Source organism: Bifidobacterium sp. POST2/T3 (B1), from assembly GCF_058197115.1.
Genome location: NZ_JBVPQK010000041.1, coordinates 1 through 14,632 on the forward strand (window position 1 = coordinate 1; position 14,632 = coordinate 14,632).

12 protein-coding genes are annotated in these 14,632 nt (G+C 62.9%); 5 read left to right on the plus strand and 7 right to left on the minus strand.

The window, feature by feature from the left end:
* Positions 1-186: 186 nt before the first annotated feature.
* Entirely contained in the window at positions 187-1,203 is a 1,017-nt protein-coding gene (locus AC0AP0_RS03475; protein WP_490429400.1) for an alpha/beta hydrolase, read from the minus strand.
* A 193-nt stretch (positions 1,204-1,396) separates the two neighbouring features.
* Between AC0AP0_RS03475 and AC0AP0_RS03480 the strand changes: the two genes are divergently transcribed.
* Complete coding sequence (locus AC0AP0_RS03480) at positions 1,397-2,116, plus strand: DUF4391 domain-containing protein (RefSeq protein WP_490429401.1); 720 nt, start codon at positions 1,397-1,399, stop codon at positions 2,114-2,116.
* A 35-nt stretch (positions 2,117-2,151) separates the two neighbouring features.
* On the opposite strand, the gene AC0AP0_RS03485 is transcribed toward AC0AP0_RS03480, so the two are convergent.
* On the minus strand, positions 2,152-3,336 hold the full coding sequence (locus AC0AP0_RS03485; protein ID WP_490429402.1) for a CdaR family transcriptional regulator: 1,185 nt from the start codon (positions 3,334-3,336) through the stop codon (positions 2,152-2,154).
* A 200-nt stretch (positions 3,337-3,536) separates the two neighbouring features.
* Between AC0AP0_RS03485 and AC0AP0_RS03490 the strand changes: the two genes are divergently transcribed.
* Together AC0AP0_RS03490 and AC0AP0_RS03495 are read left to right on the plus strand one after the other, a co-directional pair.
* Positions 3,537-4,835 carry a GntP family permease gene (locus AC0AP0_RS03490; RefSeq protein WP_490429403.1) on the plus strand — a complete coding sequence of 433 codons (1,299 nt, stop codon included), beginning with the start codon at positions 3,537-3,539 and terminating at the stop codon, positions 4,833-4,835.
* A 27-nt stretch (positions 4,836-4,862) separates the two neighbouring features.
* Positions 4,863-5,993 carry a glycerate kinase gene (locus tag AC0AP0_RS03495; RefSeq protein ID WP_198229537.1) on the plus strand — a complete coding sequence of 377 codons (1,131 nt, stop codon included), beginning with the start codon at positions 4,863-4,865 and terminating at the stop codon, positions 5,991-5,993.
* Positions 5,994-6,128: 135 nt separating this feature from the next.
* Here AC0AP0_RS03495 and AC0AP0_RS03500 read toward each other — a convergent pair whose 3' ends face one another.
* Positions 6,129-7,247 (minus strand): zinc-binding dehydrogenase, encoded by a 1,119-nt coding sequence (locus AC0AP0_RS03500; protein WP_052323105.1) that lies wholly within the window; start codon positions 7,245-7,247, stop codon positions 6,129-6,131.
* Between the two features lie 225 nt (positions 7,248-7,472).
* On the opposite strand from AC0AP0_RS03500, the gene AC0AP0_RS03505 reads away from it, so the two are divergent.
* Positions 7,473-8,156, plus strand: coding sequence for an SOS response-associated peptidase (locus tag AC0AP0_RS03505; RefSeq protein WP_198229538.1), 684 nt, complete (start codon positions 7,473-7,475; stop codon positions 8,154-8,156).
* Between the two features lie 14 nt (positions 8,157-8,170).
* Here the strand turns inward: AC0AP0_RS03505 and AC0AP0_RS03510 are convergent, their stop codons facing one another.
* The 3 genes from AC0AP0_RS03510 to pepN all read right to left on the minus strand — a co-directional run bounded on the left by AC0AP0_RS03510 (position 8,171) and on the right by pepN (position 12,945).
* Positions 8,171-8,824: a peptide deformylase gene (locus AC0AP0_RS03510; RefSeq protein ID WP_198190542.1), complete on the minus strand. Its 654-nt coding sequence runs from the start codon at positions 8,822-8,824 to the stop codon at positions 8,171-8,173.
* Between the two features lie 30 nt (positions 8,825-8,854).
* Complete coding sequence (gene glmM, locus AC0AP0_RS03515; protein WP_046322570.1) at positions 8,855-10,231, minus strand: phosphoglucosamine mutase; 1,377 nt, start codon at positions 10,229-10,231, stop codon at positions 8,855-8,857.
* A gap of 98 nt (positions 10,232-10,329) precedes the next feature.
* The gene (pepN, locus tag AC0AP0_RS03520; RefSeq protein ID WP_490429404.1) at positions 10,330-12,945 is read right to left on the minus strand and encodes an aminopeptidase N; all 2,616 of its coding nucleotides are present in this window, start codon (positions 12,943-12,945) and stop codon (positions 10,330-10,332) included.
* Between the two features lie 213 nt (positions 12,946-13,158).
* Here pepN and AC0AP0_RS03525 point away from each other — a divergent pair, with 213 nt between their 5' ends.
* Positions 13,159-13,908, plus strand: coding sequence for a Tle-like phospholipase domain-containing protein (locus AC0AP0_RS03525; protein WP_490429405.1), 750 nt, complete (start codon positions 13,159-13,161; stop codon positions 13,906-13,908).
* 256 nt (positions 13,909-14,164) lie between these two features.
* Here AC0AP0_RS03525 and AC0AP0_RS03530 read toward each other — a convergent pair whose 3' ends face one another.
* The gene (locus AC0AP0_RS03530) at positions 14,165-14,416 is read right to left on the minus strand and encodes a hypothetical protein (RefSeq protein ID WP_490429406.1); all 252 of its coding nucleotides are present in this window, start codon (positions 14,414-14,416) and stop codon (positions 14,165-14,167) included.
* Positions 14,417-14,632: the final 216 nt, after the last annotated feature.

Sequence of the window (14,632 nt, forward strand, 5' to 3'; positions counted from 1 at the left end):
CCTTGGACAGGTCAACCAGCTGGTCGATGGTCTCCAGGTTGCTCAGCTTCTCTACCAAGGTCTTCTCGTCCATGAATCACTCCTCTATAAGCGGCTGTGCAGACACCGGGGGCCTTGCGCCATCGATGCCCACCTTTCTCTACCCATCATAGCCAGCGATCGGATGAACCGGGCGCGCAGAAAGGCTCAAATCAGATCGTAGGAGAAATCGCGAATCTGGTCCAGGGTCTGTCGGCTCTCCTCTAGCCAGGTCATGGCCACCGGATAGACGTGTCCCAGGGTCTGCAGACGGTTGGGCCTCGGGTCGTGCAGCTCGAAGTCGCGGCCCTTCCTGCACAGAATCTCGGCCAGCTTCAGAGCGTCGCCCTGCAGAAAATCGTCGGCACTGGTGTTCAGGAAGACCGGCGGCAGGTGGACCATGTCGACCATGGTCGTCAGGTCGGCCGCCTGGTCGCCCCCAGCATGCACAAAGCTTCTGAAGAAGGATGGAGCAACCATGGCCAGGTCATCGGTGGGTGAACTGGTTGGTTGGCCGTCTTCCGTATCCACTGATACGTAAGGAGCCAGATCGAAAAGCCCTGAAACGAAGGCAGCGCCCCGAGGCCGCAGACCGGCAGGTTTCAGCCCCAGCATCTGCGCGAATTGGTCATCGGACTCCACTGCCAGCGTATAGAGGGCCAGCGTGCCTCCGGCCGAGTCTCCCGTCAGAAAGATCCGATCAGGCGAAACCGGATACTCGTCCAAGTGGTTCTTTATCCAGGTCAGGGCCGTCAGCACGTCACCCAGCTGGCCCATGAAGTCCGTACTGGGAATCAGCCGGTAGTTGACCGAGAAGACCGCAAAGCCGCGCTGGGCCAGGTGGGTGCAGAAGTTCCGGTTGAGTTCCTTGTAGCCGTACATGAACCCGCCGCCGTGGATGTCGATGTAGACCGGGGTCACCTTGCCGTAGCGCAGCAGGGCATCATGAGGAAGGTACAGATCCAGCTTGTGGGCGCGCAGACCATCGTCCACATAGGCGATGTCGTTCAGGCAGTCCACCCCCTCGGGCACCTGCCAGTGACGGGAGCGGGGAGCATCCACGCGCCCGCTGGCCAGCCGGGAGCCCAGAACGACCTGAGCCACATCCGGACTGCAGCCATCAAGATCGCCATCGACCTCGGTCCAGCCCTCTAAAAGTTCGCGTTCCTCATCGGTTACAGTCATCTTTGCATCTTTGCTCATCATTCAGCCCTCATCACTCCAACCCACATATCTTGCGCATGTCTGCAGCTCGTTCAGCTCCCGCATCCGCTCTTCCGGGTTTACAGCTAATATACATTGCCGGCAAACGGACACTCTTGCCTCTGATCGCGCTCCTGCCGGTAGAATAACGGAAACAGCGACAGAAAGGCCAAGGATGACAATCGCAACCTACGAAGGCGTGTCCGCGCTCTCCCTGGGCCTGCCACCCACCACCGCCATTCCAGCAGCCAAGGGTAAACTGCCCATAAGGGCCTTCACCACGCGACCGCCCGTCTCCTCACGACTGCGTCAACACTTCTCCACCAGCGTCGACAAGATCGTCATGCTGGCCCTGTTGCGACCCGGGACCATTCCTGTGAGGGACGGCGCGCACTGCCATGAGGTGCTGATCATGGCCATCGGGTTGAAGACCCCCAATGTGCCGGAGGACGTGCTGGAGCATATCGCCGCCATGCGCTCCTCAGGCATGGTTTTCATCACCATTCACCAGGATGAAAAGGGTCTCGTCTGCACGCCGGCCGTCCGCCGGGCCCTGCCCACCAAAGCCGGTCATGAGACCAGGCATGCGCTCCACCTGGGCAGACCCCGTCCTGCTGATCAGACTAACTTGACCCTGGCCGGCGACGATATGGACCAGCTCTGGGACAGCCTCTGTGCCCAGGTGACCCTGGACCAGACTGACGGCAAAGATCTGGACAATCGACTCGCAGTCCGCGAGCGCATCGACCTGCTCAAGGCCCAGGAAGCCAAGTTGACCGGAGACCACGGCCGGGCCAAAACCACCGAGGACCGCAACACAGCCTTCGCCAAACTCCAGAAAGTCCGCGCCGAACTAAAGCAACTTTCCGCCGATAATCAGACGGCAGAGGATTAGAACACAGAGTCTAGTCGGGCCTAGTTCGACCTAGTTCATCCACCAAACTGACCAGAGGTCTCAGTATGGCCACTCAACTCGGCGCTTTCGTCGGGAATATCCTTGTAGGCCAGGTATTTGCGAAGTTCGAAGGCCGTGGCCAGGATGGGATAATCGCTCAGACGACGGGGGTTGTAGCCTGTCTCTCTGGCCAGGGCATCCAACCGGTTCTGCATGGTGTTCTTGTGGATGAAAAGCTCCTGGGCGGCATGGGTGATGCTGCCATTGTGACGGGTGTAGGCGCTGAAAACCCTCTCAAACCGATCGACATGATCCGGCGCCAGACCCGCAAAGACCTGCTCCACAAAGGCCCGGCATTGCTCGGTGGACAGTGATGTGATCAGCAGCCCCGCGCCCATCTGTTCGTACCGATACCGCTGGTCATCGGCAGTGAACCCGACCCAGCGCGCAGCGACGCAGGCCTGCCGGTAGCTGTGCCAGTACTGGCCCGGATTCGCCTGAATCATTCCCGCACCCAGCACCACCTTGGAGCCTACTGCCTGACCAAGGGCCTTGCGCAGAGCAGTCACGAATTCATCAAGCTCGGCATCCCCCATTTGCGGCGCATAAATGCGAAAGTCCCTGGGACTTACAGCGAAGAGGGGAACGCCGAAGGACAGGCATGTCTGGCAGAGCCTCTCGTAGAGCCGATCCTGGTTGATCCTTTCCAGCCGGATGCCTGGCGCTCGGCCGACCAGAGCCCGCCGTGAACCCGACAGATCCAGGTCGAGGGCCAGGGCCAGAGCGTTCATCAATTCGTCGTCCTTGTGCTCCAGGGTCAGCAGGTTGACCAGGTTGGTGGTCATGATCCGCCGGTTGAATCGGGCGATCTGCTCCATGTTGGCGCAGAGCATGAGCTCGGTCATGCGCTCGATGATCCCGCCCAGAGCGCCCACCTTGTTCACTGGTCCAGTGATTCCGATGACCGCCACCACCGCATCGTTGAGCACCACCGGCACGTTGACACCGTCACGGGCTCCCTGATAAGGATGCCGACGATCCACGGCAACGGTCTGGCAATCAACGGCCGCCTGACGGGCCGCGTCATGGAAGCTGCCTATGCGCGAAGCATCAGTGCTGGCCACCATAGTTCCTTCGGTGTCGAAAAAGTTGATGTTGTACTCGATTACATCCTTGAGATTGTCGACGATTGTCTGGGCCGTCGCAGGATCTATGGTCATGGCTTGCCTCCCTACGGACATGGTACATGAACCATTTTTGCCAACGCCATCCATCGCTTTTCGAGTATGGGAGCCCTGGCAAAAAGAGCAAAACAGAGCCACAATGGAAGTGAGAAAAATCATGGGACTGTTACTGGTCTGGCAGCTACGACGATGCCAACACTGGTCCCTGGCACAAGTTACGGATCAAAGGAACTGACATGGACATTACCCTGTCATGGTGGGCCGCCCTACTGGGCCTGGCCCTGGCCATTATCCTCATTCTCAAGAAGCTCAACACCACCTACGCACTCATGCTGGGAGCCATCGTAGGATGCCTGATCGGTGGCGCCTCCCTGGGCCAGACCGTCAACATCGTGGTGGCCGGCTCCCAGAGCGTCATGGGCACGGTTATCCGGGTCCTGGCTGCTGGAGTGCTGGCGGGAGTCATGATGGAGTCCGGCGCGGCCAACCGGATAGCTCGAGCCATAGTGGACGGCCTGGGCGAGCGCATGGCCATCCTCTCCCTGGCCCTGGCCACCATGATCATCTGCGCCGTCGGGGTCTTCATCCCCGTGGCCGTTCTGATTGTGGCACCCATCGCCATCGAGGTCGGCAGCCGACTCAAGATCTCCAAGCTGGCTTTGCTGATCGCCCTGTCTGGCGGAGGCAAGGCCGGCAACATCATCTCCCCCAATCCCAACACCATCGCGGTGGCCTCAGGGTTCCACATACAGCCCTCGGCAGTCATGATCGGCAGCTTCATCCCGGCCCTATGTGGACTGGCCATGGCCGTCCTGCTGGCCACCATCATGCAGCATCGCGGGCGGATCGTCACCATGGACGACCTGGGCGAGGATGCGGCTAAAGCCTCCAAGGACAAGGACCTGCCCTCCTTGGGACGCTCACTGGTGGCTCCTATCACCGCCGTGGTCCTGCTCCTGCTCAACCCCGTGGGTTCCATTCTGCACATCGGCCTGCTGGAGCGGTTCCAAGTGGATGCCATGTACATCCTGCCCCTGGCATCCATCCTGGGCCTGCTGGCCATGGGACAGGGCGGCAAAATCCTCACATACACCAGCGCCGGTCTGCAGCGCATGGTTGATGTGGTTCTCATCCTGATCGGAGCCGGAGCCCTGGGCGGGCTGATCACCAGCTCCGACCTGCCCAAGCAGATCGTCAACCTCATCCATGCCATGGGCGTGCCCGGATCCATGCTGGCCCCCATCGCCGGTATCCTCATGGCCGCCGCCACGGCCTCCACATCCACGGGCGTCATCCTGGGCAGCAGCTCATTCGGCAAGTCCATCCTGGCCTTTGGCACCTCGGGGGTAGCTGCCGCCGTCACCATGCAGGCGGGCGCCACGGTCATCGACCAGCTGCCCCACGGCAACTACTTCCACGTCACCGCCAAGTCCATCAACATGACCCTGGGCGAGCGGATGAAGGTCGTCCCCTTTGAGTTCCTGGTAGGCCTGACCATGACCCTGGTGGCCATGCTGGTCTATATGGTCTTCTGAGTCGACGAGTCAGGAAAGGTAACAACCATGAAAATCATCATTGCACCCGACTCCTTCAAGGGCAGCCTGACCGCCAAGGAGGCTGCAAAAGCCATCGAACGCGGATTGCAACGCAGCCCCCTCAAGGCCGAAATGGTCCTGGTGCCCATGGCCGACGGCGGTGAGGGCACGGTCCAGTCCCTGGTCGATGCCACCGGAGGCCATATGATCCAGACCCAAGTCACCGGACCCCTGGGCCAGACCGTGGACGCCAGCTACGGCATCCTGGGCGACGGACGGACGGCCGCCATCGAGATGGCTGCAGCCAGCGGCATCCAGTTCGTCGACGAACAGACCCGGGATCCACTGGTCACCACCACCTACGGTACGGGCGAGCTGATCAGCAAAGCACTGGACCAGGGCGCACAGGAGATCATCGTCGGCCTCGGCGGTTCGGCCACCAACGACGGCGGTGCCGGCATGGCCCAGGCCCTGGGTGCCCGGCTGCTGGATGCTGACGGACGGGAATTGAGTCAGGGAGGAGCTGCACTGGCTCGACTGGATCGAATCGACGTCTCCGGGTTGGATCCCAGGCTTGCAAGCACCCGCATTCGTCTGGCTTCGGACGTGACCAACCCCCTGACCGGTCCCGAAGGAGCCTCTGCCGTCTTCGGGCCGCAAAAGGGGGCGGACCCATCCATGGTGGCCACCCTGGATGCGGCCCTGGGCCACTATGCAGCCGTCATCCGCAAGGACCTGCACCGGGAGGTGGAGACCAAACCGGGGGCAGGGGCCGCCGGAGGTCTGGGCGCAGGATTCCTGGCCTTCACCCCGGCCGTTATGGCCTCAGGCGTCAATATTGTCGTAGAGACCACACGCCTTAAGGAGCTGGCCCGCGGCGCCGACCTCTGCTTCACCGGCGAGGGCGGCATCGATTTCCAGACCGGTTTCGGCAAGACCCCCATGGGCACAGCCCAGGCCGTCAAGGAGTCCTCCCCTGGCTGCAAGGTCATCGCCCTGGCAGGGAACGTGGGTGCAGGTACCGAAGAGCTCTACAAAGTGGGCATCGATGCCATCTTCAGCATCAGCCCCGGGGCCGTCAGCCTTGAGGAGGCCATGGCCAAAGCCGCCGACAACCTTGCCGCAGTGGCCGAGAACATCGGCAGACTCCTGGCCTGATCCGGCTCTCGGATTAGCAGAACACGAAAGGGGCTCCGGATGCCTTGCGCACCCGGAGCCCCTGGTAATCAGAACCCCTGTCAGAACTCCTGTTCGGCACAATCATCAGCAGTAATGCCGGACAGTTGGAAGGGATCAGTCGAATTCGGTGATGACCGAACGGATGACCTCGCCGTTGACCAGCTGCTTGTAGGCCTCGTCAATCTGGCTCAGCTTGATGTGCTGGCTGACGATGTCATGCATGTTTAGCCGCCCGTCCACAGCGAAGTCAGCATACATGGGGATGTCGTGCTTGATGTTGGTGGAGCCCATCCAGACACCCTTGAAGCCGCGCTGGTGGACCAGCAGGTCAGCCGGGTTGATCTCCAGGGAGACCGTGGCATCCGGCTTGGTCAGGCCGATCGGGTAGGCGGTGCCGCCCACGCCCAGCATGTCCCAGGCCTGCTTCATGGTAACGGGCAGACCAATGGCCTCGAAGGCCTGGTCCACGCCGCCGTCAGTCAGCTCGCGCACCTTGGCCACAGGGTCCTCGTTCTTGGAGTTGATGACGTCGGTGGCGCCGAACTTGCGGGCGAACTCCAGCTTGTTGTCCAGCAGGTCGATGGCGATGATCCGCTTGGCGCCGCAAATCCGGGCTCCCGAAATGATGTTCAGGCCGATGCCGCCGGTGCCGATGACGGCCACGGTGTCGCCGGGACGCACATGGGCGGTGTTGATGGCCGCTCCGGCTCCGGTGATGGTGGCGCAACCGATGCAGGCGGCCTCATCCCACTTGACCTGGTTGTTGACCACAGCCAGCTGGTTCTCGTGAATCAGGGCCTTCTCGGCAAAGCCGCCGGTGCCGAAGGCCTGGGTGATGGGCCGGCCATCGGGGAAGGAAAGACGGGGCTTCTCGCCCGCGCCGCGCACGCACTCCTGCTGCTGGGTGCAGGATTGGGGCTGACCCTTGAGGCAGTTGGCGCAGTGTCCACAAACCTGCTCCAGGGAGGCCACCACGTGGTCGCCCACCTTGATGCCGGACACCTCGGGGCCCACAGCCTCGACGATGCCCGAGATCTCATGGCCTATCACAGCCGGGAAGGGGAAGAACTTGTCGTCATCCTCGACCAGATGCAGATCCGAATGGCACAGACCCGAGGCCTGCACGTCCACCAGGACCTCCGCGCCAATGGGGTCGTCAATGATGATCTCCTCGGGCTGGGCAAACCCCTTGCCGATGCCGTAAGCAATCGACGCCTTGATCTTCTGAGGCATAAACCATCTCCTAATCACCATGCCGCCACCGGCCTCATGCCAGGCAGGGCAAAAACAACGTTGAATATTCCGCTGTGACCACGGCCATCCTCAATGTATGCACCGCTGCCGCAGACCACCTTCATGCTAGCAGGAAAGAGAGGCCAATCAGCATTTAGACTGGCCCGGGGAAAGGCCTCCGGCGTTTCCTCGACGGGGACTCCAGGCATCCATAGAATGGGTTGCATGTGTGGACGATTCGCGGCCGACCTGGACTACTCCAGCCTGGCCCAACACTACGGTGCCCGGCAGGCTTCGGGACTGCCCGAGCCCTCCTGGAACATCAGCCCCGGATCGGTCATAGCCCTGGTGGCCCAGGACCGACATGGGCAACGGCACCTGCATCCGGCCCGCTGGAACCTGGTCCCATCCTGGTCCGAAAGCGACCAGATGGCCTACCCCACCCACAACGCGCGGGTGGAGAGCGCCCTGACCAAGCGGACCTACGCGGACTCGGCCAAAAGTCAGAGGGCCATCATTCCGGCAAGCGGCTACTACGAGTGGACACCTGACCACCAGCCCTACTACTTCCAGGCCCCCGACGGCCACACGCTGAATATCGCAGGACTCTACTCCTGGTGGCGTGCCAGACCTGGCCAACCCTGGCTGCTGACGGCCACCATCCTGACGACGCAAGCCACCCCGGAGGCCGCCCGGGTGCACGACCGGATGCCCCTGCTGATCACTGACGAGAGCCTGGACTCATGGCTGGACCCAAGCGTGAACGGCAGGGCGGTTCTGCCCAAGGCTGTGGAACCCGGCCGTCATGCCTCTGAAGGATTGACCATGCACCCGGTGGCGCCCTTGAAAGGTGACGGTCCGGAGCTGACCGAGGAAATGGCCCTGGACCAGAGGGTCAAGAGAATTTAGAGGGTTCGCAGGATTCAGATGGTGAAGCCCAGCTCCCTTGCCGCCTCGGTGGGGACCGGGTCGTAGGCCCAATACTCGCTCAGGTTGTCGTCGGAGGACAGGCTGCGAATCTCGGCCTTGTCGATGTAGACCTCGCCCGACAGATGGTCGGTCTCATGCTGGAAGATGCGGGCCGGCCAGCCGTGCATGCGCTGGCGGTGCTTGCGCCCGGAACGGTCCTCCCAACTGGCCGTGATGTCCAGCCAGCGCCGCCGAACCGCCTGGAATCCTTCCAGGGACAGGCACCCCTCGTAGAAGGCCGCGGTCTCCTGCCCGATAGGCTCATAGGAGGGGTTGATGATGACCCTGAAGGGCAGTTCGTCGATCTGACGCGGATCATCCTCATCGTCGCGGACATGATCCTCTATGACGGCGATTGCCAAGCCCAGGCCCACCTGAGGTGCCGCCAGCCCCACGCCCGGTGCCTCAAGCATGGTGGCCCGCATGGCCTTGAGCAGCCTGTTCAGAGTCTTGGCTGCCAGTTGACCCTTGTAGGGCTTGGCCTGCCGACGAAGTACGGGCTCGCCCATCTGCACAATAGGCAGGAGCTCTTCTTTGCCGGCCTCGGCCAGCATGGATTCCACCCGGTGGTTGAGATCGGCGTCGAAGGCCGCCTTTCTGCCGAACATGGATGATTCCGCCTTTCCTGGGTCGTCGGTTCAGATGGCCAGCTCGTCGGCCACGACTGAGGCCAGCCGCTGGCAGACCTGGTCGGCCTGCTCCTGGGTGGCCGCCTCGACCATAACCCTGACCAAGGGCTCGGTGCCCGAGGGCCGCAGCAGGACCCGGCCGGTGCTGCCCAGCATCCGCTCCTCCGCCTCGACAGCATCCTGGACCTTGGCGTTGGTGCGGGCCGCGTTCTTGTCCACACCGGAGACGTTGATCAGCTGCTGGGGCAGCTGCGGGAAGTCGGCGGCCAGCTCCTTGAGGCTCTTGCCTGAGCGCACGACCTCCTTGGCCAGGGTCAAGGCAGTCAGGGTCCCGTCGCCCGTGGTGGCGAACTCGCGGTTGATGACGTGCCCGGACTGCTCGCCGCCCAGGGTATAGCCCCCACGCAGCATCTCCTCCAGAACGTAGCGGTCACCCACAGCCGTCTGGACGGTGACGATGCCCATCTGCTTCAGGGCCAGCTTGAGTCCAAGGTTGCTCATGACCGTGACGACCAGGGTGTCATTGGCCAGCTTGCCCTCGCGCTGCTTGGCACGGGCCAGGATGCCCATGATCTGATCGCCGTTGACCATGTTTCCCTCTTCGTCCACGGCCAGACAGCGGTCGGCATCCCCGTCGAAGGCCACGCCCATGACCGCGTCCGAGGCCTTGACCATGGCCTGCAGCTGCTCGGGGTGGGTGGAACCGGCGTGCTTGTTGATGTTGTACCCGTCGGGCGAGGCGTTAATGACCACCACGTCCGCACCGGCCCGGCGCAGTGCCTCGGGGGCTACCACCGAGGTGGCTCCGTTGGCGCAGTCGGCCACGATCCGCAGACCGTCCAATGGCTTGGTTTGGGTCTTGTCAGGGGCGACAGGGGCCACGGCCTCCACCAAATGGTCGATGTACATGTTGGTGGCGGTCACCGTGTCATGGGAGACGCGGCCCACGCCCTCTCCCACCGGGCGCTCCCAGTCCTGGCCAAGGACCGATTCGATGTCGTCCTCCTTGGAATCCTGGAGCTTGAACCCGCCCCGGGCGAAGAACTTGATGCCGTTGTCCGGCATGGGGTTGTGGGAGGCGGAGATGACCGCCCCCATCTCCACGTTCAGCACACTGGTCAGATAGGCGATGCCCGGAGTAGGAATGATGCCCACGTCGATCACGTCGAAACCGCCCGATGACATGCCGGCAGCCAGGGCCGAGGCCAGGAAGTCCCCGGAGACCCGGGTGTCGCGGCCGATCAGGGCCCGTCGACGGCCCGCGGACCGATCCGCGCCACGGCCCAGGACCCGGACCGCTGCATCGCCCAGATCAAGGGCCAGCTGTGCAGTCAAGTCTCTGTTGGCTAAACCGCGTACACCATCGGTACCGAATAATCTGGGCATTTGCTCTCCTCCGAACGTACCATCCTGCGTGCAGACAACAGATTCATTATGGCCCCGCCCCTGACCCGTCGCTACCCGGGCCGGGGCGGGCGGAATACTCAGCGCAGGCGCTCGTTGTATTCGCGGACCTTGAGTATGCGCCTGGAGGACTCCACGTTCTGGATAATCATCCCGCGCAGGGCCTTGGGGGCCTCGGCATGGTCGGCCAGCCAGGCATCTCCCGCCTTGACCAGGGCGGCCGGGTCGGCCTTGGTCGGGTAGAGTCCGCCCGCCGACAGGGGGTTGAGCAGAGTCTCCGCGATGTGGAAGGTCTTCTGGGTCCAGACCTCGTCCACGGCTGCGAAGAAGCGGTCCACGTAGGGCGCGAAGAGCTCCTGGTCCCCTGAACCGGAGAAGCCGTCGGCCAAGGCCTCGATCTGCGAATTGGTCAGATCCTCATTGTGCAGAGCCTGATCCCAGGCCCAGGCCTTGGCCTCGGAAGTCGGACGTGCAGCCCGGGCTCCCATGGCGAACTCGCGGTTCTCCGTGGTGTCTTTCGCGGCCAGCTCCCGGTCGATCTCGCCGTCAGCCAGCAGGTCGTGGGCAGACAAGGCGTGGATGATCAGCCAGCGGGTGTTGTTGTCGATGGTCAGCCCCTCCAGCTTCAGGTCGCCGCTCAGCAGACCCCGGGCGTGGTCCTCGAAGTCGGCGTCGTCCCCGTAACCCAGATAGGCGCGGACCAGCTGGAACTGCTCGTCCGAACCGGGTTGGGCCTTCATGGCCAGATCCCAGAGCGTGCTGGCCACCAGCTGCAGCATGGGCTGACGGCGACGGGAGGCGGTGAAGTGGTGGGCGGCCGTGGAGATCTGAGACAGGGCGTAGCGGAAGGTGGTGGACTGGTGCTCGGTGGCCAGTGCCTTCAAGCTCAGGCTGATGAAGCGCTCAGCAGGGAACTGCGCATCCCTGGTCATGTCCCAAAGGCTGAGCCAGACCACGGCCCGGGCCAGACGGTCCTCGATCCGGTACAGGTTCTGCGTGGCATACTCCAGAGAATCCTGATCCAGACGCAGCTTGGCGTAGGTCAGGTCGTCGTCGTTGATCAGAATCAGGGCCGGACGCTTCTTGCCGACGACCTGGGGCACTTCGGCTCCCTGGCCGTCCAGATCCAGCTCGAACCGGTCTGTTCGCACCACCTTGCCGGACTGGTCCTCGTCATAGAAGCCCACAGCCAGGCGGTGAGGACGCAGGACCGGATGCTCCTCGGGGGCGGTCTGGTCGATCCGCATGGCGGTGATGGTCCCCTGCTCGTCGGTCTGCACTTGGCTGGTCAGCGTGGTGATGCCGGCCTCCTCAAGCCAAAGACGGGACCAGTTGCCAAGGTCGCGGCCGCTGGTCTTCTCCAGCTCGGTCAGCAGATCCTTCAGGGTGGCGTTGCCGTGGGCATGGGCCGTCAGATAGTTGTGGATGCCCTGGAAGAAGCGATCACGGCCCACGTAGGCGACCAGCTGCTTCAGCACGGAACCGCCCTTGGCGTAGGTGATGCCATCAAAGTTGACCTCGGTGTCATGCAGGTCGCGGATGGGGGCCACCACGGGGTGGGTGGTGGGCAGCTGGTCCTCGGTCAGGGCCCAGCTCTTCTCGCCGGAGCAGAAGGTGGCCCAGTCGTCGGTCCACTCAGTGGCCTCGGCGGTGGCCAGGGTCGACATGAACTCGGCGAAGGACTCGTTCAGCCACAGGTCGTTCCACCACTTCATGGTCACCAGGTCGCCGAACCACATGTGGGCCAGCTCGTGCAGGACGGTCTCCACGCGGCGGTTGATCTGGGCCCCGGTGGCCTTGGACTCGAAGACGTAGGAATCACGGAAGGTGACCAGGCCGATGTTCTCCATGGCGCCCGCGTTGTATTCGGGCACGAAGATCTGGTCGTACTTAGCCCAGGGGAAGGGCAGGTCCCAGGTCTTGGCGTAGAAGGCGAAGCCCTTCTTGGTCACATCGAAGAGGTATTCGGCATCCCCGTTCAGGGAGTCCTTCAGCGCCTGGCGGCAGTATAGGCCCATGGGGATGGTCCGGCCGTCCTCGTTATGGTACTCGCTGGTCCATTGGGCGTAGGGTCCGGCGGCGAAGGCGGTCAGGTAGGAGCTCATGACCGGGGTGGTCTGGAAGACCCAACGGGTCACGCCCTCGGTGCGGCCGCCCTCCAGGGTTCCCTCGGCGGTGCGGCTGTCCAGGGCCTGATGGGAGGCGGGAGGCATGTTGGACAGGACCGTCCAGGATGCGGGGGCATCCACGGTGAAGTCGAAGACGGCCTTGATGTCCGGCTGGTCGAAGACCGCATAGACCCGACGGGCATCGGGTACCTCGAACTGGGAGTAGAGGTAGACGTTGCCATCCGAGGGGTCAACGCTGCGATGCAGACCCTCGCCTGTGCGCGAATACCGACAGAGGGCTTCCACCCGCAGCTGGTTGTGCTCGCGCAGGTCGTTAAGCTCAATCCGGTTGTCCCGGAAGGCCAGGGCCGGGTCGAGGCGCTGGCCGTTGAGCTCGATCAAGCTGACCTGGTCGGCGATCAGATCCACAAAGGTGGACTCCCCCGGCCGGGCATCAAAGTTGATCAGGGCCGTGGAGGGGAAGGTGGCAGGCCCCTTGGTCAGGTCCAGATTGACTTTATAGCTGACATTGGATACGACGACGGCTCGCTCTTCGGCTTCCACACGAGTCAGATTGGCTCCGGGCATGAATTTCCTTTCGCGCATGGATGTCGGTGCCCCCACCGGCATCGGCATAGGTCCTGTATGGATATGGCATGTCAAGTCTAATGCGGACACCAGTCGACGGGCCAGCGGGACGGTTTCCCTCTTTTCTCACGGCGCAGTCCGGACGGGAATAGTCAGGCCTCCAGGCGGTTGTTCATGGTCCATGCTTTATGAGTCTGGCGGAAAGGGAGCGTCATGCAGGTCCGGACCGGGTTTACCACACAGCAGCTCAACATGCTCTGCCAGTACTCCTACGGGATCGGTCGAGGGGACGTCAAGACCCGGCCGGGCCTGCACTGGTTCGAGGATCCGACCCTGGGCAGCTACTGGGTGCTGCGCTCACGCTACTGCCCCGAAAACGGCTTCGAGGGGATGATCGCCGCCCAGAACATGGAGAACGGTCCGGACTATGCCCATTTGGTCGTGGTCTATGCAGGCACCAACCTGCGCGACGACCCCCGCCACGACATCCATGCCGCGCTGACCTGCTTCCTGCCACCGCTGAATGGGGAGCCGGGACAGACACAGCAGGCAGGCATCCTGGCCAGGCAAGCGCTTGACCTGGCCCGGCACAAGGCGGGAACCGACCGCGGGGTGCTTTTTACCGGACATAGCCTGGGTGGAGGCCTGGCTCTGATCCAGGCGGCCGAGCAGGACCTGCCCGCCCGGGTCTTCTGCGCCGCCGACCCCTGGCGGGTGCTGGGCCAGGAGCAGCGTCAGCGGGTGGCCCGCCACTACGGGGACGGCAAGTTCCTGGACTACCGTCTGGGCAACGACAGGGTGACCGGGACTGCCAACCGTCTGCTGAGCGGACAGGCTGACCGCAGCGCCTGTGTGGTTTGGTGCGGCAAGGGACCCAGCAGGTTCGGACATTGGCTGGGCGACTTCGACTTCGACCAGGGCGGCGAGGTCCTGGTCGAAACTCCCATCACTTTGGCCGAATAACCGCGGTAACGTGGGAATTGGGCAGTCTCCAACGAGAGAGCGTCACCCGCCCGCAGGGATATCATGTTGGGTATTCAACTTCGTTCGTGCAGGGTCTTACACGCACATCAGAGAGGATATGCGATCTGAAAGCATTGATGTATTACGGCAAGGAAGTTGTACGGCTGGAGGACGTGCCCGAGCCTGAGCGCAAGCCGGGAACTATCAAGGTCCACCCCGCCTTCACCGGCATCTGCGGTTCCGATGTCCATCTGTACTATGACGGAGCCGTAAACGGGGGCGGGAATTCGCCCGACCATCCCCATCCGCTGACGGGAGAGACCCTATCGGTGGTCTTCGACCACGAAATCTCGGGTACCGTCGAGGCATCGCCGACGATCATGCCGATGCCATCAAGCTCATCCACGACCGGAACATTGACCTGTCCGACTTCATCACCGACCGGATCAAGGTCGAGGACATCGTGGACAAGGGCTTCCGCCAGCTGCGTGAGGACACGGGATAACACTGAAGGCTCCGGCCATCCATCTGGGCGACCGGAGCCTTCGGTATCAGTTGCAGGAAACGATGGTCAGTCCTGTGGCTGCACGTCGGTGGCGATGTCGGCCACCACAGGCACAATCATGGGCCGACGGTGCAGCTTGCGTGAGATCCAGCCGCCCAGGGTGCGGCGCATCATCTGCTGGAGCTGGTAGGTGCCGGTGGTTCCCTTGGACATGGCATC

Excerpts from the sequence above, each read along its gene's own strand:
- AC0AP0_RS03475 (WP_490429400.1), bottom strand. The coding sequence starts at position 1,203 with ATGACTGTAACCGATGAGGAACGCGAACTTTTAGAGGGCTGGACCGAG.
- AC0AP0_RS03480 (WP_490429401.1), top strand. The coding sequence starts at position 1,397 with ATGACAATCGCAACCTACGAAGGCGTGTCCGCGCTCTCCCTGGGCCTG.
- AC0AP0_RS03485 (WP_490429402.1), bottom strand. The coding sequence starts at position 3,336 with ATGACCATAGATCCTGCGACGGCCCAGACAATCGTCGACAATCTCAAG.
- AC0AP0_RS03490 (WP_490429403.1), top strand. The coding sequence starts at position 3,537 with ATGGACATTACCCTGTCATGGTGGGCCGCCCTACTGGGCCTGGCCCTG.
- AC0AP0_RS03495 (WP_198229537.1), top strand. The coding sequence starts at position 4,863 with ATGAAAATCATCATTGCACCCGACTCCTTCAAGGGCAGCCTGACCGCC.
- AC0AP0_RS03500 (WP_052323105.1), bottom strand. The coding sequence starts at position 7,247 with ATGCCTCAGAAGATCAAGGCGTCGATTGCTTACGGCATCGGCAAGGGG.
- AC0AP0_RS03505 (WP_198229538.1), top strand. The coding sequence starts at position 7,473 with ATGTGTGGACGATTCGCGGCCGACCTGGACTACTCCAGCCTGGCCCAA.
- AC0AP0_RS03510 (WP_198190542.1), bottom strand. The coding sequence starts at position 8,824 with ATGTTCGGCAGAAAGGCGGCCTTCGACGCCGATCTCAACCACCGGGTG.
- glmM (WP_046322570.1), bottom strand. The coding sequence starts at position 10,231 with ATGCCCAGATTATTCGGTACCGATGGTGTACGCGGTTTAGCCAACAGA.
- pepN (WP_490429404.1), bottom strand. The coding sequence starts at position 12,945 with ATGCCCGGAGCCAATCTGACTCGTGTGGAAGCCGAAGAGCGAGCCGTC.
- AC0AP0_RS03525 (WP_490429405.1), top strand. The coding sequence starts at position 13,159 with ATGCAGGTCCGGACCGGGTTTACCACACAGCAGCTCAACATGCTCTGC.